General features: G+C 73.7%; 28 protein-coding genes. 8 read left to right on the top strand and 20 right to left on the bottom strand.

The annotated features are described in order from the left end of the window. Nucleotides 1-1084: glutamate-1-semialdehyde 2,1-aminomutase (locus tag QZX64_RS11065; RefSeq protein ID WP_295659600.1), on the bottom strand; the 1084-nt coding region annotated here is incomplete at its 3' end. A gap of 258 nt (nt 1085-1342) precedes the next feature. Between QZX64_RS11065 and QZX64_RS11070 the strand changes: the two genes are divergently transcribed. Then, nucleotides 1343-2527 carry a lytic transglycosylase domain-containing protein gene (locus QZX64_RS11070; RefSeq protein WP_295659603.1) on the top strand — a complete coding sequence of 395 codons (1185 nt, stop codon included), beginning with the start codon at nt 1343-1345 and terminating at the stop codon, nt 2525-2527. A gap of 151 nt (nt 2528-2678) precedes the next feature. Here the strand turns inward: QZX64_RS11070 and hemB are convergent, their stop codons facing one another. The 7 genes from hemB to QZX64_RS11105 all read right to left on the bottom strand — a co-directional run bounded on the left by hemB (nt 2679) and on the right by QZX64_RS11105 (nt 10309). Beyond that, a complete protein-coding gene (gene hemB / locus QZX64_RS11075; protein WP_295659605.1) occupies nt 2679-3695 on the bottom strand; it encodes a porphobilinogen synthase in 1017 nt (338 codons plus the stop codon). Next, nucleotides 3695-5380 carry a uroporphyrinogen-III synthase gene (locus tag QZX64_RS11080; RefSeq protein ID WP_295659607.1) on the bottom strand — a complete coding sequence of 562 codons (1686 nt, stop codon included), beginning with the start codon at nt 5378-5380 and terminating at the stop codon, nt 3695-3697. Before QZX64_RS11080 ends, hemB begins: the two co-directional genes overlap by 1 nt. Before the next feature lie 51 nt (nt 5381-5431). Then, a complete protein-coding gene (hemC, locus tag QZX64_RS11085) occupies nt 5432-6370 on the bottom strand; it encodes a hydroxymethylbilane synthase (protein WP_295659610.1) in 939 nt (312 codons plus the stop codon). Beyond that, nucleotides 6367-7677, bottom strand: coding sequence for a glutamyl-tRNA reductase (locus QZX64_RS11090; RefSeq protein WP_295659612.1), 1311 nt, complete (start codon nt 7675-7677; stop codon nt 6367-6369). The genes hemC and QZX64_RS11090 overlap by 4 nt, the downstream gene beginning before the upstream one ends. After that, nucleotides 7674-8345: a redox-sensing transcriptional repressor Rex gene (locus tag QZX64_RS11095; protein WP_295659614.1), complete on the bottom strand. Its 672-nt coding sequence runs from the start codon at nt 8343-8345 to the stop codon at nt 7674-7676. The genes QZX64_RS11090 and QZX64_RS11095 overlap by 4 nt, the downstream gene beginning before the upstream one ends. A gap of 162 nt (nt 8346-8507) precedes the next feature. Then, nucleotides 8508-8771, bottom strand: coding sequence for a glutaredoxin family protein (locus QZX64_RS11100; RefSeq protein ID WP_295659617.1), 264 nt, complete (start codon nt 8769-8771; stop codon nt 8508-8510). Continuing rightward, nucleotides 8768-10309 (bottom strand): class I adenylate-forming enzyme family protein, encoded by a 1542-nt coding sequence (locus QZX64_RS11105; protein ID WP_295659619.1) that lies wholly within the window; start codon nt 10307-10309, stop codon nt 8768-8770. The genes QZX64_RS11100 and QZX64_RS11105 overlap by 4 nt, the downstream gene beginning before the upstream one ends. 54 nt (nt 10310-10363) lie before the next feature. Here QZX64_RS11105 and QZX64_RS11110 point away from each other — a divergent pair, with 54 nt between their 5' ends. The 3 genes from QZX64_RS11110 to QZX64_RS11120 all read left to right on the top strand — a co-directional run bounded on the left by QZX64_RS11110 (nt 10364) and on the right by QZX64_RS11120 (nt 13593). Then, on the top strand, nt 10364-11251 hold the full coding sequence (locus QZX64_RS11110; RefSeq protein ID WP_295659622.1) for an HAD family phosphatase: 888 nt from the start codon (nt 10364-10366) through the stop codon (nt 11249-11251). A gap of 91 nt (nt 11252-11342) precedes the next feature. Then, nucleotides 11343-12134 carry an RNA polymerase sigma factor gene (locus QZX64_RS11115; RefSeq protein WP_295659625.1) on the top strand — a complete coding sequence of 264 codons (792 nt, stop codon included), beginning with the start codon at nt 11343-11345 and terminating at the stop codon, nt 12132-12134. A 124-nt stretch (nt 12135-12258) separates the two neighbouring features. Next, nucleotides 12259-13593, top strand: a complete 1335-nt coding sequence (locus tag QZX64_RS11120; protein ID WP_295659628.1) for a DUF5667 domain-containing protein — start codon at nt 12259-12261, stop codon at nt 13591-13593. A 14-nt stretch (nt 13594-13607) separates the two neighbouring features. Here the strand turns inward: QZX64_RS11120 and QZX64_RS11125 are convergent, their stop codons facing one another. The 5 genes from QZX64_RS11125 to QZX64_RS11145 all read right to left on the bottom strand — a co-directional run bounded on the left by QZX64_RS11125 (nt 13608) and on the right by QZX64_RS11145 (nt 17552). Continuing rightward, complete coding sequence (locus QZX64_RS11125) at nt 13608-14795, bottom strand: lysophospholipid acyltransferase family protein (RefSeq protein WP_295659632.1); 1188 nt, start codon at nt 14793-14795, stop codon at nt 13608-13610. Beyond that, nucleotides 14788-15771, bottom strand: coding sequence for an NAD-dependent epimerase/dehydratase family protein (locus tag QZX64_RS11130; protein WP_295659636.1), 984 nt, complete (start codon nt 15769-15771; stop codon nt 14788-14790). Before QZX64_RS11130 ends, QZX64_RS11125 begins: the two co-directional genes overlap by 8 nt. Nucleotides 15772-15784: 13 nt before the next feature. Beyond that, on the bottom strand, nt 15785-15886 hold the full coding sequence (locus QZX64_RS11135; protein ID WP_008356322.1) for a 30S ribosomal protein bS22: 102 nt from the start codon (nt 15884-15886) through the stop codon (nt 15785-15787). A gap of 100 nt (nt 15887-15986) precedes the next feature. Continuing rightward, on the bottom strand, nt 15987-16184 hold the full coding sequence (locus tag QZX64_RS11140) for a helix-turn-helix domain-containing protein (RefSeq protein WP_295659672.1): 198 nt from the start codon (nt 16182-16184) through the stop codon (nt 15987-15989). A 183-nt stretch (nt 16185-16367) separates the two neighbouring features. Then, nucleotides 16368-17552 (bottom strand): acetoin utilization protein AcuC, encoded by a 1185-nt coding sequence (locus QZX64_RS11145; RefSeq protein WP_295659674.1) that lies wholly within the window; start codon nt 17550-17552, stop codon nt 16368-16370. Nucleotides 17553-17739: 187 nt separating this feature from the next. Here QZX64_RS11145 and QZX64_RS11150 point away from each other — a divergent pair, with 187 nt between their 5' ends. The 3 genes from QZX64_RS11150 (at nt 17740) to QZX64_RS11160 (ending at nt 19369) form a co-directional block, all read left to right on the top strand. Beyond that, entirely contained in the window at nt 17740-17877 is a 138-nt protein-coding gene (locus tag QZX64_RS11150) for a hypothetical protein (protein ID WP_295659676.1), read from the top strand. Between the two features lie 2 nt (nt 17878-17879). Beyond that, a complete protein-coding gene (trpS, locus tag QZX64_RS11155) occupies nt 17880-18704 on the top strand; it encodes a tryptophan--tRNA ligase (RefSeq protein ID WP_295659679.1) in 825 nt (274 codons plus the stop codon). 164 nt (nt 18705-18868) lie between these two features. Beyond that, a complete protein-coding gene (locus tag QZX64_RS11160) occupies nt 18869-19369 on the top strand; it encodes a general stress protein (protein ID WP_295659682.1) in 501 nt (166 codons plus the stop codon). On the opposite strand, the gene proC is transcribed toward QZX64_RS11160, so the two are convergent. The 4 genes from proC to QZX64_RS11180 are packed head-to-tail and all read right to left on the bottom strand — an operon-like array spanning nt 19366 to nt 22579. Then, nucleotides 19366-20169 carry a pyrroline-5-carboxylate reductase gene (proC, locus tag QZX64_RS11165; RefSeq protein WP_295659685.1) on the bottom strand — a complete coding sequence of 268 codons (804 nt, stop codon included), beginning with the start codon at nt 20167-20169 and terminating at the stop codon, nt 19366-19368. The genes QZX64_RS11160 and proC overlap by 4 nt on opposite strands. A 19-nt stretch (nt 20170-20188) precedes the next feature. Further along, a complete protein-coding gene (locus QZX64_RS11170) occupies nt 20189-21118 on the bottom strand; it encodes a proline dehydrogenase family protein (protein WP_366558543.1) in 930 nt (309 codons plus the stop codon). A gap of 16 nt (nt 21119-21134) precedes the next feature. Then, nucleotides 21135-21872, bottom strand: coding sequence for an ABC transporter permease (locus QZX64_RS11175; RefSeq protein WP_295659691.1), 738 nt, complete (start codon nt 21870-21872; stop codon nt 21135-21137). Further along, on the bottom strand, nt 21869-22579 hold the full coding sequence (locus QZX64_RS11180) for an ABC transporter ATP-binding protein (protein WP_295659694.1): 711 nt from the start codon (nt 22577-22579) through the stop codon (nt 21869-21871). The genes QZX64_RS11175 and QZX64_RS11180 overlap by 4 nt, the downstream gene beginning before the upstream one ends. 66 nt (nt 22580-22645) lie before the next feature. Here QZX64_RS11180 and QZX64_RS11185 point away from each other — a divergent pair, with 66 nt between their 5' ends. Then, complete coding sequence (locus tag QZX64_RS11185) at nt 22646-23158, top strand: Gmad2 immunoglobulin-like domain-containing protein (RefSeq protein WP_295659696.1); 513 nt, start codon at nt 22646-22648, stop codon at nt 23156-23158. A gap of 9 nt (nt 23159-23167) precedes the next feature. Here QZX64_RS11185 and QZX64_RS11190 read toward each other — a convergent pair whose 3' ends face one another. The 3 genes from QZX64_RS11190 to QZX64_RS11200 are packed head-to-tail and all read right to left on the bottom strand — an operon-like array spanning nt 23168 to nt 25493. Continuing rightward, entirely contained in the window at nt 23168-23707 is a 540-nt protein-coding gene (locus QZX64_RS11190) for a TetR family transcriptional regulator (protein WP_295659699.1), read from the bottom strand. A gap of 53 nt (nt 23708-23760) precedes the next feature. Continuing rightward, nucleotides 23761-24564 (bottom strand): sugar phosphate isomerase/epimerase, encoded by an 804-nt coding sequence (locus tag QZX64_RS11195; protein ID WP_295659700.1) that lies wholly within the window; start codon nt 24562-24564, stop codon nt 23761-23763. Beyond that, the gene (locus QZX64_RS11200; RefSeq protein ID WP_295659704.1) at nt 24561-25493 is read right to left on the bottom strand and encodes a Ppx/GppA phosphatase family protein; all 933 of its coding nucleotides are present in this window, start codon (nt 25491-25493) and stop codon (nt 24561-24563) included. The genes QZX64_RS11195 and QZX64_RS11200 overlap by 4 nt, the downstream gene beginning before the upstream one ends. Nucleotides 25494-25686: the final 193 nt, after the last annotated feature.

Here is a 25686-nt window from a genome sequence, read left to right on the forward strand (position 1 = left end):
CCGCCGCCTGCACGGCGTGGGGCACCCCCGCGGCGCTCAGGGCGTCGCCGGCGGCCTGCTTGATCGTGGTGCCCACGGCGTCGATGTGGGAGTAGACGTCGTCGGTCGCGAGCCGCAGCGTGGCGAGACCCGCGGTGGTGGCGATCGGGTTCCCCGACAGCGTGCCGGCCTGGTAGACGGGCCCCTCCGGGGAGAGCCGCGACATCACGTCGCGACGGCCGCCGAAGGCCGCCGCCGGGAAGCCGCCGCCCATCACCTTGCCGAAGGTCATCAGGTCGGGGACCCAGCCCTCCTCGCGGCCGTCGAGGCCCCAGCCGCCGTGGCGGCTGGCCCGGAAGCCGGTCATCACCTCGTCGGAGACGAACAGCGCACCCGCCTCGCGGCAGGTGAGCGCGAGCAGCTCGTTGAAGCCCGGCTCGGGCGGCACGATGCCCATGTTGCCGGGCGCCGCCTCGGTGACGAGCGCCGCGATGCGCGGGCCGTGCTCGGCGAACGCCGTCTTGAGCGCCGCCCGGTCGTTGTAGGGCAGCACGATCGTCAGCTCGGTGGAGGAGGCGGGTACGCCGGGGCTCCCGGGCACCGCGAACTCCTGGTGGGTCGCGACGCCCGACCCGGCCGAGGCCAGGAGCGAGTCGACGTGGCCGTGGTAGCAGCCGGCGAACTTGACGATCACGTCGCGCCCGGTGAATCCGCGCGCCAGCCGGATCGCCGACATCGTGGCCTCGGTGCCGGAGGAGACGAACCGCACGGCCTCCACGGGGGTGCGCGCGACGATCTCCTCGGCGAGCTCCACCTCCGGCTCGGTGGGGGTGCCGTAGGACGTGCCGCGGGCCACGGCTGCGCTGACGGCGGCCAGCACCTCGGGGTGCGCGTGCCCGAGGAGCATGGGCCCCCAGGAGCAGATCAGGTCGACGTACCGTCGCCCGTCGACGTCGGTCAGCCACGCCCCGCTCGCCGAGCGCATGAAGCGCGGGGTGCCGCCGACGGCGTTGAACGCGCGCACCGGCGAGTTGACCCCGCCCGGGGTCACCGCCCGCGCACGGTCGAACAGGGCGGCCGAGGCCGGAGCGCGTGTCGGGGTCACGCCTCCATTGTCTCGTAGCACCCAACCCGGCGGGACGACGGGTGGACTCGCCGCCCGACCCGGCCTACATTCGAGGTGAGCAGGGCGGCGGGCCGGCGGTCGAGGGGCGCCGGGCCGTGACTCACGAATGGCTCAGTCGTGGTGATCAGCATCGCACCGCACGCGGCGCGATGGACCGGGGAGGATCGAGAGCCCGCTTTCGCAGGGGTTGGGAGCATGCGCATGTCAGCACCGGGGGGACGCTTGCGGCGAGCCACGGTGATCGTTCCGCTGGCCCTGCTCTCCGCGGCCTGGACCGCCCACCTGGCCGGGGTCGGCCCCGGCAGCGCCTCGGCCGGCGGTGGGACCGGCACGCTCCCCGACGGCACCAGCCTCCCCGCCGAGGCCGTCGAGGCGCCGGCCAGCGTCTCGAGGTCGGGAGTCGTCGCCCCGGGCATCTCCGGCAGCAGCCGCGCTGTGGTGTCCTCGGCCACGCCCAGCGACATCCCCGCAGCCGCGCTGGTGGCGTACCAGCGCGCGGAGGCGGTCATCGCCTCCGCCGACGAGGGCTGCCACCTGACCTGGCAGCTGATCGCGGCGATCGGGCGGGTCGAGAGCGACCACGGCCGCTTCGGCGGCAACGTCCTGGACGACGACGGGCTGGCGCGTCCGGGCATCTACGGCGTCCCGCTCGACGGCACCCGCAGGACGCAGGAGATCACCGACACCGACGCCGGCCGGTACGACCTGGACTCCACCTACGACCGGGCGGTCGGCCCCATGCAGTTCATCCCCTCGACCTGGGCCGTGGTGGGCGTCGACGGCGACAGCGACGGCAAGCGCGACCCGCAGGACATCGACGACGCCGCCCTGGCGAGCGCGGTCTACCTCTGCTCCGGCGACGAGGACCTCTCCGGCGAGGCTGGCCAGCGCGCCGCGGTCCACCGCTACAACCACAGCAACGACTACGTCGACCTGGTGCTCTCGATCATGACCGCCTACCTCGACGGCGACTACCTCTCGGTGCCCGACACGACGACCACCGCCGCCGGGGTGCTCCTGCCCGAAGCCACGCTCCCGGCCGACGGCGCCGGCCGCGGTCGCACGGACGGCGGCCGCACCGGCAGGGACGGCGGCGACCGGGACCGCGGCCGCACCCGCGACACCGACGACCGGCGCGACCGGGGTGACCGGGACACCCCGCCCACCGCGCCACCGATGCCGCCGAGCGCACCGCCGGCGAAGGACCCCACCCCGCCGACCGAGGTCCCCGGCGACCCGCCCACCACGGCGCCCAGCGATCCCCCGAGGGTCATGCCCACCGACCCGCCGACCCTCACCGTGCCGTCGGTGGGCCCGGTGCTCACCTACGCCGAGGCGCAGGCCCGGTGCACCGCCTCGGGCATCCCGGTCACGGACGTGCCCGCGCTCACCGCCTGCATCGACCGCCTGCTCGACCCCTGAGTGGGGTGGTGCGTCCCGGCGTTGCTCCGGGCGCCCGGCAACCCCCGCCGGACGGCAACCACCCCTACGCTCGTTCCTCGCTCCGGGGGGCCAGTCCCATCCACCGTCCGGCGGGGGTCGCCGGGGCGACCAGGGCCACGGACGGGCTCCCTCAGCGGGTGAGGAGGCGGGCGGCCTCGGCCGCCCAGTAGGTCAGCACCACGTCGGCACCCGCGCGCCGGATCGAGGTGAGCGTCTCCAGGATGGCGGCCTGCCGGTCGATCCACCCGTTCGCGGCGGCCGCCTCGACCATGGCGTACTCGCCGGAGATGTTGTAGGCGGCGACCGGCACGTCGACGGCATCGCGCACCCGGCGTACGACGTCGAGGTAGGCCAGCGCCGGCTTCACCATCACGATGTCGGCGCCCTGCGCCACGTCGAGCTGCGCCTCGCGCACGCCCTCGACGGCGTTGGCGGGGTCCTGCTGGTAGGTGCGCCGGTCGCCCTCGAGGCTGGAGTCGACGGCCTCGCGGAAGGGGCCGTAGAAGGCGGAGGCGTACTTCGCGGAGTAGGCGAGGATCGAGACCTCGCTGTGCTCCACGCTGTCGAGCGCCGAGCGCACCACCTTCACCTGGCCGTCCATCATGCCGCTGGGCCCGACCATGTCGACGCCCGCACTCGCCTGGGCGATCGCCATCTGGGCGTACGCCTTGAGGGTGCGGTCGTTGTCGACCTGGCCGTCGTTGGTGAGCAGCCCGCAGTGCCCGTGGTCGGTGAACTCGTCGAGGCACAGGTCGCTCATCACCGTCAGCCCGTCACCCACCTCGGCGACGACGTCGGTGATGGCGAGGTTCAGCACCCCGGTGGGATCGATGGCGCCCGAGCCCGTGGCGTCCTTGCGGTCGGGGATGCCGAAGAGCATCACCCCGCCCAGGCCGAGCTCGGCCGCCTCGGCGCAGGCCCTCAGCAGCGAGCTGCGGGAGTGCTGCACGACGCCCGGCATCGTGCCGATCGGGCGCGGCTCGTCGAGCCCCTCGCGCACGAACACCGGCAGCACCAGCTGGCGCGCCTCCAGCGACGTCTCGGCGACGAGCCTCCGCAGCGACGGCGTACGGCGCAACCGGCGCGGCCGGACGACCGGGCCGGACGTGTCCGGCTCGACCTCGGGCGCTCCCCCGGGCGTGGCCACTACTTCGAGCTGACCTTCCGGCGGCCCGACGGCTTGCGCTCGGACGGCTTGGTGACCGGCTGTCCGGCGTCGAGCATCGAGAGGCGACGCGCGGCCCCGAAGTCGGCCAGGGCGTCGACCAGCTCGTGCACGTCGGGCCGAGGTGCCAGCACGTCGACCCGCAGGCCGTGCTCCTCGGCCGTCTTGGCCGTGGCCGGGCCGATGACCGCGATGATCGTCGAGGGGTGCGGCTTGCCGGCGATGCCGACGAGGTTGCGCACCGTGCTCGAGGAGGTGAAGACGACGGCGTCGAACCTGCCCGTCTTGATCGCGTCGCGCGTCGGCGCCGGCGGCGGGGTGGCCCGCACGGTGCGGTAGGCGGTGACGTCGTCGCACTCCCAGCCGAGGTCGACCAGGCCGGCGACCAGCGTCTCGGTGGCGATGTCGGCGCGCGGCAGGAAGACCCGGTTGATGGGGTCTAGCAGGTCGTCGTACTCGGGCCACTCGGCCAGCAGGCCGGCTGCGGACTGCTCGCCGGCGGGCACCAGGTCGGCGCGCAGCCCCCAGGCGGCGATGGCCTCGGCGGTCTTGTCGCCGACGGCGGCGATCTTGAGGCCGGAGAAGGCGCGGGCGTCGAGGCCGTACTCCTCGAACTTCTCGCGCACGGCCCTGACGGCGTTGACCGAGGTGAAGGCGATCCACTCGTAGCGGCCCTCGACGAGGCCGCGGACGGCCTTGTCCATCTGCAGCGGGTTGCGGGGCGGCTCGACCGAGATGGTCGGCACCTCCTCGGGCACCGCGCCGTAGCCGCGCAGGCGGCTGGAGACGGTGCCGGCCTGCTCCTTCGTGCGAGGCACCAGGACCCGCCAGCCGAAGAGCGGCTTGGTCTCGAACCACGACAGCGTGGAGCGCAGGTCGACGACGTCGCCGACCACGATGATCGCGGGCGGGGCGATCCGGGCGGCGCGCACGTCGGCGGCGACGTTCTCGAGCGTGGACACCAGGGTGTGCTGCTCAGTGGTGGTGCCGACACGGGTGACGGCCACCGGGGTCTGCGGGGAGCGACCGGCCTGCACCAGGGCGGAGGCGGTCTCGCCGACACAGCCGACGCCCGAGAGCAGCACCAGGGTGCGGTCGTCGGCGTACTGGCTCCAGTCGACCGGGCCGCCACAGGTGACGACGGCGACCTCGCGGTTGGTCTTGGTGGTCAGCGGGATGCCGGCGTAGGCCGGGACGGCGCCGACGGAGGAGACGCCCGGGACGATCTCGAAGCCGATGCCGGCCTTGACGCAGGCCTGCGCCTCCTCGGGGCCCGAGGCGTACAGGAAGGGATCGCCGGTCATCAGGCGCACCACGCGCGACCTCTTGCCGTGCTTGACCACGACCTTGGAGCGGTTGGCGTGGGTGAGCGGCTGGCCGTCGTCGCCGAAGCCGCCGTCGACGAACTCGGGCCCGGCCGGCGTGACGACGTCGGTCTCGCCGTCGGACTCTGCCGCGAGCGGCAGGCCCAGCAGGGTGCGCACCAGCTGCTCGTGCTCGGGCGCCTCGGTCACCACGACCTCGGCCTCACGGAGGAGCTCGACGGCGCGGACCGTCAGCAGGCCGGGGTCGCCCGGACCGCTGCCGACGAAGGACACCCAGCCGCGGGTGGCGACCGGGCCGGCCCGGCCGGCCTGGGCGGGTGCGGTGGTCTTGGCTCGAGTCATGCCTGCTGCTTCCTCACTGTCCATCGCTTCACCGTGCATCGCTTCGGGCCTTCACTGCCGTGCCGTCACGTCTGGTGCCATCAGGTCTGCTGCCCCGTCGGCGAGCATCTCGCTCGCCAGCCGGGACCCGACGCCGACGGCGTCGTCGGGCGCACCGGTCGCGCTCATCCGCACCGACAGCCCGCCGTCGTGGGACAGGGCGACCGCCCGGATCCACAGCTCGTCACCGTCGTCGCCCTCGACGACCTCGGCCAGCGCTCCCAGCGGTGCGGAGCACCCTGCCTCGAGTGTCGTCAGCACGGCCCGCTCGGCCCCGACGGCGACCCTCGTACCGTGATCGTCCAACGTGGCGAGCGCTTCCACCAATTCGGCGGCGTCGGCGCGGCACTCCACGGCCAGCGCACCCTGTCCGGGGGCGGGCAGCATCTGGAGCGGGTCGAGCGCCTCGGTGACCTCGTCGAGGCGACCGAGGCGGGCCAGGCCGGCCCGGGCCAGCACCACGGCGTCGTACTGGCCCTCGGCCACCTTGCGCAGCCGGGTGTCGACGTTGCCCCGGATCGCGACGACGTCGAGGCCGTACCCGAGGGCCCGCAGCTGCGCCGTCCGGCGGGGGCTGCCGGTGCCCACGCGGGCGCCCTGCGGCAGCTCGCCCAGGGTCAGGCCGTCGCGGGCCACCACCACGTCGCGGGGGTCCTCGCGAACGGGTACGGCGGCCAGGGCGATGCCGTCGCTGGGCGTGGTCGGCAGGTCCTTGAGCGAGTGCACCGCCAGGTCGACGCGGCCCGACAGCAGGGCGTCGCGCAGCGCGGTGACGAAGACGCCGGTGCCGCCGATCTGGGCCAGCGGGCCGCGGTTGCGGTCGCCCTCGGTGCTGACCGGCACGAGCTCGACCTCGAGGCCGGTGCGCTCGCGGATCAGCTCGGCGACGTGGCCCGACTGCGTGGTGGCCAGCGTGGACGCGCGGGTGCCCAGGCGCAGCGGGGCGCTCACGGCTCCACCTCGACGCGGGTGACGTCGGCTCGGGTGACCGCCTCGACGGCGTCGGGGTGAAGGGAGAACAGCTCGGCCAGCGCGGCGGCGTACGACACGGCGCCGGCCTCGTCGGCCAGCTCCTTGACCCGCACGGTCGGCTGGTGCAGCAGCTTGTCGGCCACCCTGCGGAGGGTGTGCAGCACCTCGGCGCGGACGGCCGCGTCGAGGTCGGGCCGGCGCGCGTCGAGGCGCGCCATCTCCGACTCCACGACGCCGGTGGCCATCGACCGCAGGGCCACCACGGTCGGCGTCACGCTGGACTGGCGGCGCGCCAGGAGGAAGGCCGAGACCTCCTGGGCCACGATGGCGCGCACACCGGCCACGTCCGTGGCGGCGGGCACGTCGCGGAGCTGGTCGGCGAGCGTCCTGAGGTCGGTCAGGTGCACGCTGGGCAGGTCGGTGACACCGGGGTCGACGTCGTGCGGGAGCGCCAGGTCGACGATCTCGAGCGGACGGCCGTCGCGGCCCCGCGCGGACTCCACCATCTCGCGGGTGACCAGCAGGCCGGAGGCGCCGGTGCAGGTGATGAGCATGTCGGCGCCGGCGAGCGCCTCGGGCAGCGACTCCAGCGGCAGGGACCGGGCGGCGTACTCGGCGGCCAGGCGCTCGGCCCGGTCGCTGGTGCGGTTGAGGACGGTGACCGCCGCAGCGCCCAGGCGGGTCACGGTCGCGGTGGCCAGCGATGCCATGGCCCCGGCGCCGACGACGACGACGTCGGAGCCCGCGACGCCGCCGCGACCGGTCGTCGCGTGGTCGAGGGCGGCGGTGACCAGCGACGGAGCCGCGCCGTCGATGTCGGTCTCGGCGTGGGCGCGCTTGCCCACGCGCAGCGCCTGCTGGAAGAGCAGGTTCAGGCCCGGGCCGAGCGTGCCGAGCTCCTGCCCGGCGCGCAGCGCCTGGCGGGCCTGGCCCAGGATCTGGCCCTCGCCGACCACCATCGAGTCGAGCCCGGACGTGACGTGGAAGAGGTGGGAGACGGCCCCGTCGTCGTAGTGGACGTAGAGGTGCGGCACCAGCGACCCGGCCGGCTCGCCGGCACGGTCGACGAAGAGCCGGCTCACCTCCTCGACGCTGCCGTGGAAGCGGTCGACCTCGGCGTAGACCTCGAGCCGGTTGCACGTCGCGATGACGGCGGCCTCGGTGACGTGGTCGGCCGCGGCGGCGTCGAGGGCGAGCTTGCGGGCGCCGTCGGCGTCCAGCGCCAGCCGCTCGAGCAGGGAGACGGGGGCGGTCTTGTGGGAGATGCCCACGACCAGGACGCTCATGCGATCACCTCTGCGGCCGAGGACTTGCGCTGCTCGTGGTAGGCGAGGATCTGCAGCTCGATGGAGAGGTCGACCTTGCGCACGTCGACCCCGTCGGGCACCGCCAGGACGCTCGGTGCGAAGTTCAGGATGCTGGTGATGCCGGCCGCGACCATCCGGTCCGCGACGTCCTGCGACGCCACCGCGGGGGTGGCGATCACGCCGATGGCCACGTCCTGCTCCTCGACGATCCGCTCGAGGTCGGCGAAGGGGCGGACCACCACGCCGGCCACGGCCTCCTGGTGGCGGCGGGGGTCGGCGTCGAGCAGGGCCACGACCCGGAAGCCCCGGCTGCGGAAGCCGGAGTAGTTCGCGAGGGCGTGGCCGAGGTTGCCGATGCCGACGATCACCACGGGCCAGTCCTGGGTCACCCCGATCTCGCGGGCGATCTGGTAGCGGAGGTACTCCACGTCGTACCCGACGCCGCGGGTGCCGTAGGAGCCGAGGTAGGAGAGGTCCTTGCGCAGCTTGGCGCTGTTGACGCCCGCCGCCTGGGCCAGCTCCTCACTCGAGCACGTCGAGGTGCCGGCGTCGACCAGGGTGGTCAGCGCGCGGAGATAGACCGGCAGGCGGGCGACCGTCGCCTCGGGGATGTCCCGAGCCGGGTCGGAGGAGGTGCGTGCGCTCACCACAGCTTCTTTCCAGCCGGGCCGATCCCGGGCGCGATGTCGGTGGTGCAAGCCCGTTGCAGGTCGGTCGGCGACTTCACTCTAGAAGTTTGTGAACGCGAGAACAAACTCGTACCGCGGTCGTGTGAGAAGACCCACCCGCACGCCCGCGGAGCGGAGGTGCTAGGGGCCCTCGACGGCGGTCAGCGCGGCACGCAGCCGCACCGGGTCGACCCGCCAGAAGTCGTGCTGGCGGCCGTCGACGAACGTCACCGGGACCTCCTCGCCGAAGCGGTCCTGCAGGGTCGGGTCGGTGTCGACGTCGACCTCGGCGTACCGCTCCCCCAGCTCGGCGCAGACCGTCTCCACCACCACGCGGGCCTGGTCGCACAGGTGGCAGCCGCGGCGGCCGTACAGGGTGACCCGCGTGGGCCCCGAGCCGGTCATTCGAGCAGGCCGAGCGCCCGGCGACGCTCGATCCCCCGCAACCGGCCCTTCTGCACCTTGCCGGTGACGGTCAGGGGCAGCTCCTCGACGACCTCGATCCGCGCGGGCTGCTTGAAGCGGGCCAGGCGGGTGCCGACGTGGGACCGCACGGCGTCCTGAACGCCGTCGGCCCGTCCGGCGGGCACGACGTAGGCGACGACCGACTCGCCCGTCACCTCGTCGGGGGCGCCGATCACGGCCGCGTCGGCGACGCCCGGCACCTCGCGGATGACGTCCTCCACCTCGGAGGGGTAGACGTTGAAGCCCGAGACGATCACCAGCTCCTTGAGGCGGTCGACCAGGAAGAGGTCGCCGGAGGGGTCGAGGAACCCCACGTCGCCGGTGGCCCACCAGCCGTCGGCGTCGGGGCCGCCGGCACCGTCGGGCCAGTAGCCGCTGAACAGGTTGTCGCCACGGATCGAGATCTCGCCGGGGTCCTCCCCGCCGGGAACGCCGCCCCGGTCGTCGACCAGCCTGACCTCGATGCCGGGCAGCGCCGTGCCGACCGACCCGGGCTGGACGACCTCGCTGCACAGGGTGCTGGTCACGACCGGCGCGGCCTCGGTGAGCCCGTAGCCCTGGTGGACGTCGACGCCGGAGACGGCGACGAACTGCTCGACGACCTCGGGCGAGAGCGGCGCGGAGCCCGAGAGCAGGAGCCGCACCGGGCCCAGCCGCTCGGCGAGGTGCTCGACGGGCAGCCAGTGGGCGAAGACGGCGGGCGCGACGGGCACGACCGAGCAGGCCTCGTCCTCGATGATCTCCAGGGTGCCCTGCGGGTCGAAGCGCTCGGCGAGCAGGAGCTTGGCCCGGTGCCGGAGCACGCCGCCGAGCACCGCGTTGAGCCCGTAGACGTGGAAGAGGGGCAGCACCCCGAGCACCACGTCGTCGCCGGAGATCATCGGCGGCTCGACCCCGGCCACCTGCTCGATGTTGGCGAGCAGGGCACGGTGGCTCAGCATCGCGCCCCGCGGCAGGCCGGAGGTGCCGCTGGTGTAGAGGAGCGCGGCCAGCTTGTCGGGGTCACGCAGCGGCGGCACCGGCCGCGGAGCGGCGCTGACGAGCTCGGCGTACGACGTCTCGCCGTCGCCGGCGTCGCCGACCAGCACCACGCGCGGCGGCGAGGCCAGCCGTCGGGCGGCCTCGCGCACGGTCGCGGCCGTGCCGGGCTCGGCGAGGACCAGCCGGGCACCGCAGTCGCCGAGCATCCGCTCGAGCTCGTCGGCGGTCGACTCCGGGTTGACGGGCACGGCGACCGCCTGGGCGCGCAGCACGCCGAGGTAGGAGGTCACGAACTCCAGGCGGTTGCCCAGGACCAGCATCACCCGGTGCCCGGCCAGGGCCCCGAGGTGACCGAGGCCGGTGGCCACCCGGGCCACCTCGTCCTCGAGCGCGACCCACGTGAGGGAGCGACCGCCGGCCTCCACGACGGCCAGCCGCTCGGGACTGTCGTCGGCAGCGATCCGCACCAGCTCGCTGACGTCCGTGATGCGCGCCATGCACCGATACTTCCACACGCGCCGAGGCCGTCGAGTGGCTCTAGGGTGTCCTGCGTGACCCCGCCCGCGAAGCCCCGGCGAGCGCGCGACCTGCAGCGCCGCTCGACGCTGGCGGGCGAGGCGGCGGCTGCCGCGGCCGAGGTCGAGACGGCCCTGCACCACCCCACCGACCCGGCCCGCGCGGCCTTCTTCGACGTCGACAACACCGTCATGCAGGGCGCGAGCATCTTCCACCTCGCACGCGGGCTGCACCGCCGCGAGTTCTTCACGACCCGCGAGATCCTCGGGGCCGCCTGGAAGCAGACGTACTTCCGCGTGGTCGGCGTCGAGGACCCCGACCACGTGGCGCAGACCCGCAGCTCGGCGCTCGACTTCATCGCCGGCCACACCGTCACCGAGCTCGAGGAGCTGGGTGAGGAGATCTTCGACGAGGTCATGGCGCACCGGATCTGGCCCGGCACCCGAGCCCTCGCCCAGCTGCATCTCGACGAGGGCCGGCGCGTGTGGCTGGTGACCGCGGCGCCCATCGAGATCGCGCAGATCATCGCCCGGCGCCTGGGCCTCACCGGGGCCCTGGGCACCGTCGCCGAGCACGAGGACGGCGTCTACACCGGTCGCCTCGTCGGGGAGATGCTGCACGGCCCGGCCAAGGCTGCGGCCGTCGCCGCGCTGGCGCAGCGCGAGCGGCTCGACCTCTCCCGCTGCTCGGCGTACTCCGACTCCTCCAACGACCTGCCCATGCTCGCGCTGGTGGGTGACCCGGTGGCGATCAACCCCGACGCCGCGCTGCGTGCGCACGCCCGTGAGCACGGGTGGCGGATCCGCGACTATCGCACCGGCCGGAAGGCGGCCCGTGCGGCCCTGGTGGCCGCGGCGCTCGCCGGGGCGGCCAGCGGCGCTCTCGCCGCCGGGCTGGCCGTGCGGGGGCGACGCGACCCCTGACCGGCGGGATCGGCGTGGACGGCTTCACAGCACGCGGCTCCGCGCCTACTCTTGAGCGGTCTTGGGGACGGCCTCTCGGGGAGGACGAGCGATGCTGGGCGAGCACGACGTGGAGCGCGGTCTCGACGCCCTGCGCGTTGCCGTCCAGGCGGCCCTGTGCACTCCCGTGGCCGCACCTCTCGGGCCTCTCGGCGTCCTCGGAGCGCGCGTCCTGCACACCGAGGCATCGGCAGCGCCGGGACCCGGCACGGCCGGGCACCACGGGCCGCCCGGGCGCGGACCGGGCCTCGGCGACGCCGACCGGGCCGCCTCCGCGGAGGTGTCGCAGGCCGAGCGAACCCGGCTGATCGCCCTCGTGGAGCTCGCCCGCGCCGGTGACCGGGAGGCGTTCGGCCTCCTGTTCGACCACTACCACCCCTCGGTCTACCGGTTCCTCTACTACCGCACCCGCTCGGCCACGCTGGCCGAGGACCTTGCCTCGGACACCTTCGTCCGGGCGCTGCGGAGCATGAGCGGCTTCCGCTGGCAGGGCAAGGACTTCGGCGCCTGGCTGATGACCATCGCGCGCAACCTCGCCATCGATCACGCCAGGGCCGGGCGCACCCGCCTGGAGATGACCACCGACGACATGTCGGCCCACGACGACGCCACTGAGGGCCCTGAGGCCGAGGTGCTCGCCAGGCTCACCCGCGACGTGCTGCTCCGGGCGCTCGAGGAGCTGCCCGACGAACAACGCGACTGCCTCGTGATGCGCTTCCTCCAGGGACTCTCGATCTCAGAGACCGCCTCCGTCCTGCGCCGCAGCGACGGGGCCGTGAAACAGCTCCAGCTGCGCGGCGTGCGCAACCTGGCGAAGCGGCTGCCGGAGGGGGTGAGGCCGTGACGCGCGCGATGTCCGCCCCCGCTGGTTCGTGCGTGACCTCGCTCGGTCGCGCGTCGTTGCACCGGTCGACGGTGCTCCCCCGCAACGTGGCCGGGAGCCGGGACCAGCAGCGAGGACGGTGACGATGACAGGGATCCGTCCTGCCGGTCTCCTCGCCGCGCGCCGGCGCGCCGAGGCGTTCGAGCGCACCGCGGAAGGCCGGCTCGACCCGTCCGCGCTGTCGCCCCGGGACGCCGCGGCCATCGGCCCGATGCTCGAGGTGGTCGCCGGGATGCGCGCCGTGACCCCGCCCAGCCCGCGCCCGGAGTTCGTCGCCGACCTCCGCGAGCGGCTGATGACCGAGGCCGAGACCGCGCTCGTGCCGATCGGCACCGCCACCGAGGAGCGGCTCCGCCTCGCGCCCGCCGAACCCGCCGTACGCCGCCGTGAGCGCCGGCTGGCGACCGTGCTCGGTGGCGCAGCGCTGCTGGGTGCCGTCGCCTCGGTCGAGGTCGCCGCGCAGGGCGCGCTGCCGGGCGAGGCGCTCTACCCGGTCAAGCGGGCCATCGAGGACGTCCGGACCGACGCCACCACCGACGACGTCACCCGCGCCACCCGGCTGCTGGAGTCCGCCACCCACCGCCTCGAGGAGGTCGACGCCCTGACGCGCGACGGCTCCCCCGCCGACGTCGCGGCGCTGCCGGGCACGATCACCGCCTTCGCCGAGCAGGCGGGCGAGGCCGGCGAGCTGCTCCTCGGCGACCACCGCAGCACCGGCCGGGCGTCCTCGATCACCCGGCTGCGCCACTTCACCGGCGACAGCCTGACGACGCTCACCCGCCTCGAGGCGACCCTGCCCGACGGGGCCCGCGAGGGGCTGCTCGAGGCGGCCGGCACCCTGGCGGCCCTGGACGAGCAGGCCGCCGCCACGTGCCCCTCCTGCGGCGGCGCGGGGATCGCCGAGATCCCGAGCGTGCTCGCCGCGGGCACCTCCGCGGCGGTCACGGTGCCGGTGGTCCTGCCGGGCACCGACCTCCCCGGCGCCGAGGGCCGGACCGGTGGGGTCGGGGGCGACCGCGACGGGTCCGACCGTGACCGACCCGAGCGCGACAGGTCCGAGGGCGACGGGTCCGGGCGCGACACCGGCCCTGGCACCGGTGACAGGACCGAGACAGCGGACCCCCGGGACCCCCGCGGTCCCGGCCGCGACGACCGCACCAGGGCGCCGGAGCCGCCCGTCGGCCCGCCCACCGTCGAGGTCCCGGCCACGGACGTCGACGAGAGGACGACGATCGGCACCGACGTCGGCACGACCGGCGCCACCGCAACGATCACCGGCCCGTCCGGCTCCACCACCGACGGCTCCACCACCGACACTGTCGGCGGTGTCGTCGACGGGGTGGTCGACGGGGTGGAGGACCTCGTCGACGGCACCGGTGGGCTCGTGGAGAGCCCGCTCGGCGGGGTGGGCGGCGACTGACCGCCCGGGTCCGGTCAGCCGAAGACCGGTCCGCGCTCTCGGAGCAGGGCGTACAACGTCTGCTGGATGGTCTCCCGCACCTGGTCGGTGACGTTGAAGACCAGCATGGGGTCCTCCGCCTCGGCGGGGTCGTAGGCGTCCGTGCGGATGGGCTCGCCGAACTCGACCAACCACTTGGACGGCAGCGGCACCAGGCCCAGCGGGCCCAGCCACGGGAAGAGCGGCGTGATGGGGATGTAGGGCACCCCCAGCAGCCGCGCCAGCGAGGGCAGGTTGCCCACGAGGGGGTAGATCTCCTCGGCGCCCACGACCGACAGCGGAACGATGGGCACGCCGGTGCGCAGGGCGGCCGAGACGAACCCGCCCCGGCCGAAGCGCTGCAGCTTGTAGCGCTCGGAGAACGGCTTGCCGATGCCCTTGAACCCCTCGGGCCACACCCCGACCAGCTCTCCGCCGCGCAGCATCCGCTCGGCGTCCTCGCTGCACGCCAGCGTCGCGCCGCTCCGGCGGGCGAGGCTGCTCACCGCCGGGAGCCGGAAGATGAGGTCGGCGGCCAGCGGGCGCAGGAACCTGCCCGTGCGGTCGTGCACGACCGCCATGGTCATCAGCCCGTCGACCGGCACCGTGCCGGAGTGGTTGGAGACGATGAGGGCGCCCCCCTCGGCCGGGATGTTCTCCACGCCACGCACCTCGATGCGGAACCACTTCTCCGCGATCGGTCGCAGGGCGGCGAGGAAGAAGCGCTCGGTCATCTCCTGGTCGAAGCCGTACTCGTCGACGGCGTAGCCGCCCTCCAGCCGGCGCCGCAAAAAGGCCAGGAACTCTGCGAGCCGCCGCTCCCAGTCGTCGTCGAAGAGCTCCATCGCCGCCTGCTTGAAGGCGTCCAGCCAGTCGCCGGCCGGGATGCCCGCCGTCGGGTCGCGGTCGGCCGCGGAGGTGGAGCTGGTCGCTGCCGGGGGCTCCGGGGAAGGCTCGACGGGCGTCTCCACGGGCTCGACCGGGGCGTCGGCGGGCGGCGGTCCCGGGGAGGCGGGCGGCTTGCTGCGCGGCGTACGGCGCGGGCCGGCGAGGTTGCGCGCCGACTCGGACGGCCGCGCGCGCCCGGAGCCGCGCCCCGGTCGCCCGGAGGTGCCGATCGGGATGACGTCGGCTCCCTGCTCGGGCTCGTTCGCCGGCTCGGGACCGGGTCGCGAGTCAGGCATGCACTCCACCTCCTCGGACGCGCGGGGTGACGCCGAGCGAGGCGGCGAAGTCCTCGAAGGCGCCCGCGGTCGTGAAGCGCGGGTGGAAGTCGAGATCGGTGCGCATCCGCGTGGTGTCGACCCCGCGGCCGAAGGTGAGGAAGCCGATCTGCTCGGGCGAGAAGTCGGCGAGCCGGGCCGAGCGCAGCACGCTGCCGGTGCGGCCGACGGCGAACCCGGGCAGGGGGACACTCGTCCTCTCCAAGCGGCGCAGGGCCTGGGACAGCATCAGGACGCCGTCGCCGGCGACGTTGAAGGTGCCGCTGATCTCGGTCGTGGCGGCGTGGCGGAGCACGGCCAGCAGGTCGTCCTCGTGCAGGAACTGCAGGCGCGGGTCGAAGCCCAGCACGGTCGGCACGACCGGCAGCCGGAAGTAGGAGGTGATCGGACTGACGACGTGGGGGCCGATCACGTTGGCCGCACGCAGCATGACCACGGCGACGTCGGGGCGGCGGCGGGCGAACCCGCGGACGTACCCCTCGACCTCGTTGACGTCCTTGGCGTAGCCCGAGCGCGGCAGCCTCTTGGGCCCCATGTCCTCGGTGAACATCGCCGGGTCGCGGCTGCTCGCGCCGTAGACGGTGGTCGTCGACTTCACCACCAGGCGGCGCACGCCGGGCGCAGCCTGGCAGGCGGCCAGGAGCTGCATCGTCCCGATGACGTTGAGCTCCTTCATCGTGTTGCGCCCGCCGGCCGAGCCGGGCGTCGCGATCACGCTCATGTGGACGACGGTGTCGACGTCCTCCTTGGCGATGACCTTGGAGATGACGGGGTTGCGGATGTCGGCGCGCACGAACGACACGCCGCCGATGTCACCGCGCGGCGGGACGACGTCCACGCCGATGACACGGTCGATGGACGGGTCCGCCGCGGCCGTCCGCGCGAAGCGGCGCCCGATGTCGCGGGAGACTCCCGTGACCAGAACGACCCGCCCCATGACCGGGAGGGACCTACTTGCCGAGCTTGCGACGCTGCACGCGCGTCTTCTTCAGCAGCTTGCGGTGCTTCTTCTTGGCCATGCGCTTGCGCCGCTTCTTGATGACAGAACCCACGGGTCAGACCTTTCAGTACAAAGAGTGTGGCGGTCGGGCAGGAGGCCGGACCGACCGGCACAGCGTACGCGCCGTGGGTCGTGGCACAGAATCCGGTGGGTCAGCCGGCGTTGAAGAAGCTCTTGCGGAGGTACTCGTCGACGTCTTCCTCGGTCACCCGGAAGGAGCGTCCCACGCGCACGGCGGGGAGCTCCCCGTTGTGCACGAGACGGTAGACGGTCATCTTCGACACCCGCATCATCGAAGCGACCTCGGCGATCGTCAGGAACTTCACGCCCGACTTGTCCGCTGCAGCCATGGAGCACCGATCCTCGCTCGCGGCACGGCACCGGCTTCCCCGCCGGTGTCACAAACGTGGCGCTCTCGTGAGACTAGGGCCTGCTGTGACTCCGGGGAAGCGTGGGGCTGAAGAAACTCGTGCCGACTCGGCGTGTCGCGTTGCAAATGACCCATTTGTGCCATGGGCCGACCCTGCGGTGCTTCACGGCAGCGGGTCGAGGCCGTGCAGCGGGAAGACCGCGGTGCGGGTCGCGTTGACGGCGCGGTCCAGCCAGGTCTCGGGGTCGTAGCCCTCGCCCCAGTCGCGCCAGGCGGGATCGCGGCCGTCGGTGAGCCGGTGCGGCGGGGTCCGCCCGGTCATGGTGTCGACGTACTCGCGCCAGCGCGCCGGCGTCGGCGTCTCGGGCGGCAGCGGGCGGCCGCTGACGATGGCGAGCAGGTGGGTCCAGGCGCGCGGCACGACCTCCACGACGGCGTACCCGCCGCCGCCCGTGGCGACCCAGCGCCCCTCGCAGACCTCGTGGGCCAGCTCGTGCAGGGCGAGGTACGCCGCCCGCTGGCCGTCGACGCTGAGCATCAGGTGCGCGAGGGGGTCCTCCATGTGGGAGTCGCAGCCGTGCTGGGTGACGAGCACCTGGGGCGCGAACTCCCGCAGCAACGGGGGTACGACGGCGTGGAAGGCCCGCAGCCAGCCACCGTCGGCCGTGCCCGGCGGCAGGGCGACGTTGACGGCCGTGCCCTCGGCGCCCGGACCGCCGGTGTCGTGCGGGAACCCGGTGCCGGGGAAGAGCATCTGCCCGGTCTCGTGGAGGGAGATGGTCAGCACCCGCGGGTCGTCGTAGAAGATCGACTCCACGCCGTCGCCGTGGTGGACGTCGACGTCGACGTAGGCGACCCGCTCCACGCCCTGGTCGAGGAGCCACCGGATGCCGACGGCGACGTCGTTGTAGATGCAGAAGCCGCTCGCCTTGTCCGCCATGGCGTGGTGCAGCCCGCCGGCGATGTTGGCGCTGTGGAGCGACTCGCCGCTCCACACCTGGCGGCAGGCCTCCACCGTGGCGCCGACGACGTGCGCGGCGGCGACGTGCATGCCACCGAAGACCGGGTCGTCGTCGGTGCCGAGCCCGTGCTCGAGGTCGTCGGCCCACGGCGTGCTGCCGCACCGGGTGACGGCATCGATCAGGCCGCGGGTGTGGACCGTGGCGACGAGGTCGTCGTCGGCCACCGGCGCCGGCACGACCTCGAGGTGGTCGAGCACGCCGAGGTCCTCGGCCAGCCGCATCGTCAGGTCGACGCGCAGCGGCGACATGGGGTGGGTGGGCCCGAAATCGTACGCGGTGAGGGCCTTGTCGAAGACCACGGACGCCGGCCCCTGACAATCCACCATGGCGAGAGGTTACTCCGTGGCGCCGGGCCTGGTTGAATGCCCACATGCCGAGCACCTCGACATGCCAGTGGTGGACCGCCTGAGGCGGACCACCCTTCGAGCACACCCATCGGACAGGCCGCCCCACGGGCGGCCTGTCGTCATCTCCGGCCAGGTCACCGCGGGCGCCCCACCCCAGGAGACCACCATGACGACCCTCTCGCTCCTCAAGCCCACGGGCCACCTCACCCTCGGCAACCTCCTCGGCGCGCTGCGCCCGATGGCGCGGCGCCAGGGCGACGCGCCGGACCAGGCGTTCTACGGGTCGCCGACCTGCACGCCCTGACGGTGCGCCACTGCCCCGCGACCCTGCGCGCGCTCACCGACGAGGTCGCGACGCTGATGCTGGCGGTCGGGCTCGACCGCTCGACGCTGTTCGTCCAGAGCCGGGTTCCGGCCCACACCCGGCTGGCGTACCTGCTGGAGTGCACGGCGCACACCGGTGAGCTGAACCGGATGATCGCGTTCAAGGAGAAGGGACGCGGCGTCGCGTCGACGCGGGCCTCGCTCTACACCTACCCGGTGCTGATGGCCGCCGACATCCTGCTCTACCGGCCCGAGCAGGTGCCGGTGGGCGACGACCAGCGCCAGCACCTCGAGCTCACGCGCGACCTGGCGCTGCGGTTCAACGCGACGTACGGCCAGGTCTTCACGGTGCCCGAGACGACCGCCCCGGAGGCCGGTGCCCGGGTGATGTCGCTGTCGGACCCCGCGGCCAAGATGGGGAAGAGCCACGGCGACGAGTCCGGCACGGTGTTCCTCCTCGATCCGCCCGACGTCGTCCGCCGCAAGGTGTCGCGGGCGGTGACCGACTCCGACGTGGGCGCCGACGCCGTGCGCCCCGACCGCGACGCGAAGCCCGGCGTCACCAACCTCCTCGAGATCCTCACCGCCTGCGGCGGCAGCGCGGAGGGCATCACGACGTACGCCGCCCTCAAGGCGGCCGTGACCGATGCCGTGGTCGCCGTGCTCGAGCCGCTGCAGGAGTCCTACGCCGGGCTGGCCGCCGACCCCCAGCACGTCCGGGCCGTCCTCGCCGCCGGTGAGCAGCGGTGCCGGGAGGTGACGGAGCCGGTGCTCGCGGCCGCCGGCGATGCCATGGGGCTTGGTTGAACATGTTCAGACGTCGCTGCCCGTCGTCGCCGTCGCGGTCCATGCCTCGGCGCACGACGGCGGGCCCAGTCGACGAGGTCCGGCCAACCGGTCGGCGCGGGTGCGCAGGACCTGCATGGAGGCAGTCTGGCCCTGCGCTGGCCCCGCGGTGCCAGACTGGGGGCATGAGCACTCCCCAGGTGAACCCGTCCCTCCTGCGGCTGGAGTTCCCCCAGTCGCTGGCCGTCTACGCGACGTACGCCGAGGCGCAGAAGGCGGTCGACCACCTCTCCGACGAGGGGTTCCCGGTCGAGAACTGCCTGATCGTCGGCACCGAGCTCAAGCAGGTCGAGCGCATCACCGGGCGGCTGACCTATGGCCGTGTCGCCACGCTCGGCGCCCTGTCGGGCCTGTGGCTGGGCGGTTTCGTCGGCCTGCTCTTCGCGCTCTTCGTCGAGGGCAACATCCTGGCCATGCTGATCTCCACCGCCCTCGCCGGCCTGCTCTTCGGCGCGCTCTGGGCGATCGCCGGCTTCGCCGCCACGCGGGGCCGGCGCGACTTCTCCTCGGTCAAGGCCGTGGTCGCCACGCGCTACGAGGTGCTCGTCGAGCACAAGCACCGCGAGCGGGCGCGGGAGATCCTCGCCGCCCAGCCGGGCCTGCTGCCCGACCCCTTCGCGGGCTAGGAGCCCTCGGCGAGCTCGCGCGACCGGTCGCGCGCGGCCTCCATGGCGGCCAGGAAGGCCGCCCGGACCCTGTGCACCTCCAGCTCGCGCAGGGCCGCCGCCGTGGTGCCTGCCGGCGAGGTGACCTGCTCGCGCAGCACGGTGGGGTGCGTGCCGGTCTCACGGAGCATGACCGCCGAGCCGACCAGCGTCTGCACGACCAGCTCGGTGGCCGTGGCGCGCGGGAGGCCGAGGTGCACGCCGGCCTCGATCATCGACTCCACGACGTAGAAGACGTACGCCGGACCGGAGCCCGAGATGGCGGTCACCGCGTCCATCTGCTTCTCGGGCACGCGCAGCACCTTGCCGCAGGACCCCATCAGCGACTCCGCCTCGACGAGGTGCGCGTCGTCGCAGTGCGAGCCGGGCGAGATGGCGGCCATCCCCTCGTCGACGAGCGCCGGGGTGTTGGGCATGACGCGCACGACGGCGACGCCCTCGGGCACGCGGGACTCGATGTAGGCGGTGGTGATGCCGGCCGCCAGCGAGACGACCAGCTGGCCGGGGCGCAGCTCGCCGGCGATCTCGCCCAGCAGGTCGCCCATGTCCTGGGGCTTGACGACCAGGGCGAGGGTCCCGGCCCGGCGGGCGGCCTCGAGGTTGCTCACGACGGCCACGCCGTACCGCTCCTCGAGCTCGCGGGCACGGTCGGGTCGCTTCTCGCCGACCAGGAGGCGGTCGACACGGCGGCCGGCGCGGACGAGCCCGGAGAGCAGGGTCTCCCCCATCACTCCGGCGCCGAGGATGGCGGTCTGGGTCATGACGCCATTGTGGCGGGAGCTACTTCTGCGAGACGAGGGAGCGCACGAACATGGACAGGTTCTGCGGCTTCTCGGCGAGCCGGCGCATCAGGTAGCCGTACCACTGGGTGCCGTAGGGCAGGTAGACGCGCATCGTCTCGCCGCTCGCGGCCAGGCGCTTCTGCTCGTCGGTGCGGATGCCGTAGAGCATCTGGAACTCGTAGGTGCCCTGGGCGCGGCCGTAGCGGCTGGCGAGGCTGGAGGCGATCTGCACCATCCGCGGGTCGTGGGTGGCGATCATCGGGTAGCCGTCGCCGGCGAGCAGCACCTTGAGGCAGCGCACGTAGGACTTGTCGATCTCGGCGCCGGACTGGAAGGCCACGTCCTCGGGCTCGAGGTAGGCACCCTTGCACAGCCGCACCCGCGACCCCTCGTGGGCCAGGGCCCGGCAGTCGGCCTCGGTGCGGAACAGCGCGGACTGGAGGACGGCCCCGGTCTCCGGGAAGTCCTTGCGGAGCTCCCGCAGGATCTGCAGCGTGGAGTCGGTGGTCGTGTGGTCCTCCATGTCCAGGGTCACCGTGGTGCCGGCGTTGCGGGCCGCACGGCAGATGGCCCGGGCGTTCTCCAGCGCCACCTTGTGGCCGTTCTCGGGGAGGAACTGGCCGACGGCCGACAGCTTGACGCTCACCTCGGCCCTGCGCGCCAGCCCGAGCGACCCCAGCTGCTCGAGGAGCTCCCGGTAGGCGGCGACCGTGGCGTCGGCCTGCTCGGCGTCGGTGGTGTCCTCACCGAGGAAGTCGAGGGTGACCTCGAGCCCGTCGTCGACCAGCGCCCGCGTCGCCGCGACCGCCGACTCGGTGGACTCGCCGGGGACGTAGCTCGCCACGATGCCCGCGGAGACCGGCATGGTGGAGATGAGCTGCTTGACCCTCGTGGACCGGGACAGCAGGAGGATGGGCTGACGGAGCAGGGACATGCCACACAGATTACGCGGTGCGTCGTCGCAGCGTCACAGCGCCGAGGCCCAGACCGGTCGCCGCGAACCCCGCCACCACCGCGAGGTCGCGCCAGACGTCCCCGGTGGCAGCGCTGGCGACGAGGTGCTGCATGGCGTCGACGGCGTACGACAGGGGCAGCAGGTCGCTGACCGCGCCCAGCACGTCGGGCAGCAGCTCGCGGGGCAGGAAGAGCCCGCACAGCAGGATCTGCGGCACCACCACGGCCGGCATGAACTGCACGGCCTGGAACTCGGTCTGCGCGAAGGCGCTGACGAAGAGGCCGAGCGCCGAGCCGAGGACCGCATCGGCCACGGCCACCACCGTGAGCAGCCAGACCGGTCCTGCCACGTCGAGGCCCAGCAGGCCGACGCTGACGCCGACCGCGAGGGCGGACTGCACGGCGGCGACCAGGCCGAACGCGACGGCGTACCCGACGAGGAAGTCCAGGCGGCCCATCGGCATGGCGAGCAGCCGCTCGAGGGTGCCGCTGGAGCGCTCGCGCAGCGTCGTGACGCTGGTGACCAGGAACATCACGACGAACGGGAAGAGCGCGAGCAGACCGGGCCCGATCCGGTCGAACGCGCCCCCCGGGGCGTCGGCGAACATCCACCACAGCAGCACCATGAGGAGGGTCGGCAGGACCACCAGCATCGCCAGCGTGCGGTGGTCGCGGCGGACCTGGGTGAGCACGCGACCGGCGACGGCCAGCGCGACGCGGGGGCTCATGCCGCGGCCTCGACGATCCGCAGGAACGCCGTCTCGATGTCCGCGGACCCGGACCGCAGCCGGATCTCCTCGGGCGTGCCGTCGGCCAGCACCCGGCCCTCGCGCATCAGCAGCAGCCGGTCGCAGCGGTCGGCCTCGTCCATGACGTGGCTGGAGACCAGCACGGCCGTGCCTGCGTCGGCGAGGCGGTGGAACAGCGCCCACAGGTCGCGGCGCAGCACCGGGTCCAGGCCCACCGTCGGCTCGTCGAGCACCAGCACGTCGGGGTCGCCGAGCAGCGCGACGGCGAGGCTGGCGCGCGAGCGCTGCCCCCCGCTGAGCCGGCCGACCGGCCGGTGCCGGTGGCTGTCGAGGTCGACGGCCGCGATCACGGAGTCGATGCCTCCGGTGCCGACACCCAGCACCCGGGCGAAGAAGCGGAGGTTCTCGGCGACCGTGAGGTCGTCGTACACGCTGGCGGCCTGGGTGACGTAGCCGATGCGGTCGCGCAGCGAGCGGTCGCCCGCCGGGGCGCCCAGCACGGTCACGGTGCCGCCGCGCACCTGCTGGACGCCGACGATGGAGCGGAGCAGCGTCGACTTCCCGCAGCCGCTGGGCCCGAGCAGGCCCGTGACGCCGGTGGCGACGTCCAGGGAGATGCCGGGGAGCACGTCGCGACCGCCCCGGACGACGAGGAGGTCGCGTACCTCGATGGTGTTATTCATCATGTGATGAATTGTGCTCCCGCGACAGGGGGTCTGGCAAGGCCTGCCGCGACGGAGCATCCTGTGCGCATGCCGATCGTCACGCAGGTCAAGGTCCACCACCCCGTGAAGAACCAGCTCGTCGGGCGGTCGTTCGTCGTCTCCGGCGTGGGCGCCGGCTTCGAGGGCACGATCGGGCTGCGCGTGCTCGACGAGCACGGCCGCGAGCTCGCCACCGGCTCGGCGCAGTCGGCCGGCGGGATGGCCGGGATGGGCGAGTTCAGCACCACCCTCGAGATGGCCTCCCCGCCGCGGGACGGCACGACCGTCACGCTGCAGGCGTTCGGCGACAACCCGGGGCTGCCCGACGAGGGCCCCTCGCCGGGCTTCGACCTCGTCGAGGTGCCGCTCATCGTCTTCCCGGGCCTGCGCGGCTGGCTGCTCTACCGCGTCTCGCGCGGCGACACCCTGACCTCGATCACCCGCGACCTGCGCCCGTTCACCCAGGCCACCGTGGCGCACGTCGTGGCCGCCAACCGCCGCATCGAGGACCCCGACGAGATCAAGGTCGGCTGGAAGCTGCGGGTGCCGCAGGTCGACTGAGGTCGGCCCTCAAGGCAGGTCGCCGGTGAGGTACCGCTGGATCGTCGGGGCGTAGGTCGCGACCAGCCGGTCGCTCTCCATCGACGCCAGCGGCTCCACCCGCAGCACGTAGCGCAGCAGGATCAGGCCGACGACCTGGCTGGCCACCAGCGGCATCCGGTGCTCGGGCCGGTCGATGCCGAGCGCCTGGCCGACGGGGAGGATGACGACCGGCAGGAACCCGTCGCTGAGCAGCCGTTGCGAGGCGGGGTCCATCACCGCCCGCGCCACGGCGAGCAGCGACGGCTGTACCTCCGGGTCGTCCCACACGGAGAGGAAGACGCCGAGGAAGCGCTCGGCCGCGCCCTCCGGCCCCTCGGCCACCATCGGCGCCAGCAGGCTCCGCGGGTCGACGGGGATGTCGAGGGAGGCCATGAACAGGTCGTCCTTGCTGCCGAAGTAGTGGTGCACCAGTGCCGCGTCGACGCCGGCCGCGCCCGCGACGCCGCGGATCGTCGTACCGCCGAAGCCCTTGGCGGCGAAGGACGCCCGGGCGGCGGCGAGGATCAAGGCGCGGGTGTCCGACGCCCCGGGACGCCGGCCTCGGCGGGTCGTCGCCATGCTCAGCGGGCGGGGACGCCGAAGTGGGCCCGGGCGAACTCCAGCGACTCGCGCAGGTCGGCCTCGCGCTCGGCCTGCGTGGTGCAGCGCCGCGTGTTGATCTCCAGGACGATGTCGCCGTCGAAGCCGGCGGCGGCCAGGTGGCGCAGGAGCGCGGCCGCGCCGGTGGTGCCGCGGCCCGGCACGAGGTGCTCGTCCTTGGCGGACCCCGAGCCGTCGGTGAGGTGGACGTGCCGCAGCCTCGGGCCCATCCGGTCGGCCATCGCCACGACGTCGGAGCCGGCGATCGCGGCGTGGGAGAGGTCGAGGGTCAGGTGCGCGTACGACTCCTCCGAGGGGTCCCAGCCGGGCACGTACATCTCCATCCCCTTCGCGACGCGACGCCGTGACGACGCGCGCCAGGGGTACATGTTCTCCACCGCGAACGCGATGCCCGTCGACTCCTCCAGGGCGGCGATGCCGTCGACGAATCCCGCCGCGTAGTCCTTCTGCCAGCGGAACGGCGGGTGAACCACGACGACGGGGGCGCCGAGCCCGGCCGCCATCTCGGCCGACCGCTCGAGCTTGCCCCAGGGCTCGGTGCCCCAGACCCGCTGGGTGAAGAGCAGGCACGGCGCGTGGACCGCGCTCACCGGGAGCCCGTGGTGGTCGGCGAGCTCGGCGACCGCCGTGGTCTGCTGGGAGAGGGCGTCCATGCCGACCATCACCTCGACCGCGTCGTACCCCAGGGAGGCGGCGTAGCCGAAGGCGTGCGCGGTCGACTCGGGATAGACCGAGGCGGTGGACAGGCCGATCGTGACGCTCACGGGACCCGGATCCGGTCGAGGCGCTCGAGGATCACGCCCTCGCGCAGCGCCCACGGACAGATCTCGAGCTCGGCCAGGTCGAAGATGTCCATGACCGCCTCCGCGACCAGTGCCCCCGGCACGATCTGGTGCACCCGGCTCGGCGAGACGCCCGGCAGGTCCGCGAGGTCGTTGGGTGCCAGCGCCAGCAGCTTCGGCAGCCACTCGGCGAGCGCCGCGGCGGGCAGCGACCGCGGCACCAGCGCCCCCTCCCCGGAGGGTGCGGCGCCGCAGATGCGGGCCAGGGAGCGGAACGTCTTCGACGTCGCCGCCGCCCGGTCGGGGGTGCCGGGGCGAAGCAGGCGGCCGGCGTCGCGGGCGATGTCGGCACGGATCTGCCGGCGTAGGCGGCGTACGGCCTCGTCGTCGGGCGTGGCGCCGCCGAACCACTGGCGCGCCAGTCGCGCGGCGCCGAGCGGCAACGACCACGCGACGTCGGGCTCCTCGTCGGTGCCCCCGGCGATCTCCAGCGAGCCGCCGCCGATGTCGAAGACCGCCAGCCGGCCCGCGGACCAGCCGAACCAGCGGCGTACGGCGAGGAAGGTCAGGCGCGCCTCGTCCTCGCCGGAGAGCACCGCGATGGCCGTGCCGGTGCGCTGCGCGACGTGGGCCAGCACGTCGTCGGCGTTGGCGGAGTCGCGGACCGCGGAGGTGGCGAAGGCCAGCATCTGCTCGCAGCCCTTGTCCTCGGCGACCTGCATCGCGCCGGCGGTGAAGGAGGTGAGGGCGTCGATGCCCGCAACGGTCACGGCACCGCTCCCGTCGAGGTGCTCGGCCAGCCGGAGGGGCTCCTTGTATGAGAAGGCCGGGAGGGGCGCGGCGCCGCGGTGGGCGTCGACGACGAGCAGGTGCCCCGTGTTGGAGCCGATGTCGAGAACGCCCAGGCGCATGGGGACCAACCTAGTCGACAGTAGGTTGAGGACGTGCCTGAAGTGGACCCGGTCTTCCCGCGCGCGTGGGTGGAGTTCGTCGACCCGGCCGACGCGAGCCAGGTCTTCCGGTGCGACCTGACCTGGCTGACGTCGAGCTACACGTGCATCTTCGGGCGGGGCTGCCAGGGCATCTACGCCTCCTCCCCCGACA

This window comes from uncultured Nocardioides sp., assembly GCF_902805925.1.
Classification (GTDB): Bacteria; Actinomycetota; Actinomycetes; order Propionibacteriales; family Nocardioidaceae; genus Nocardioides.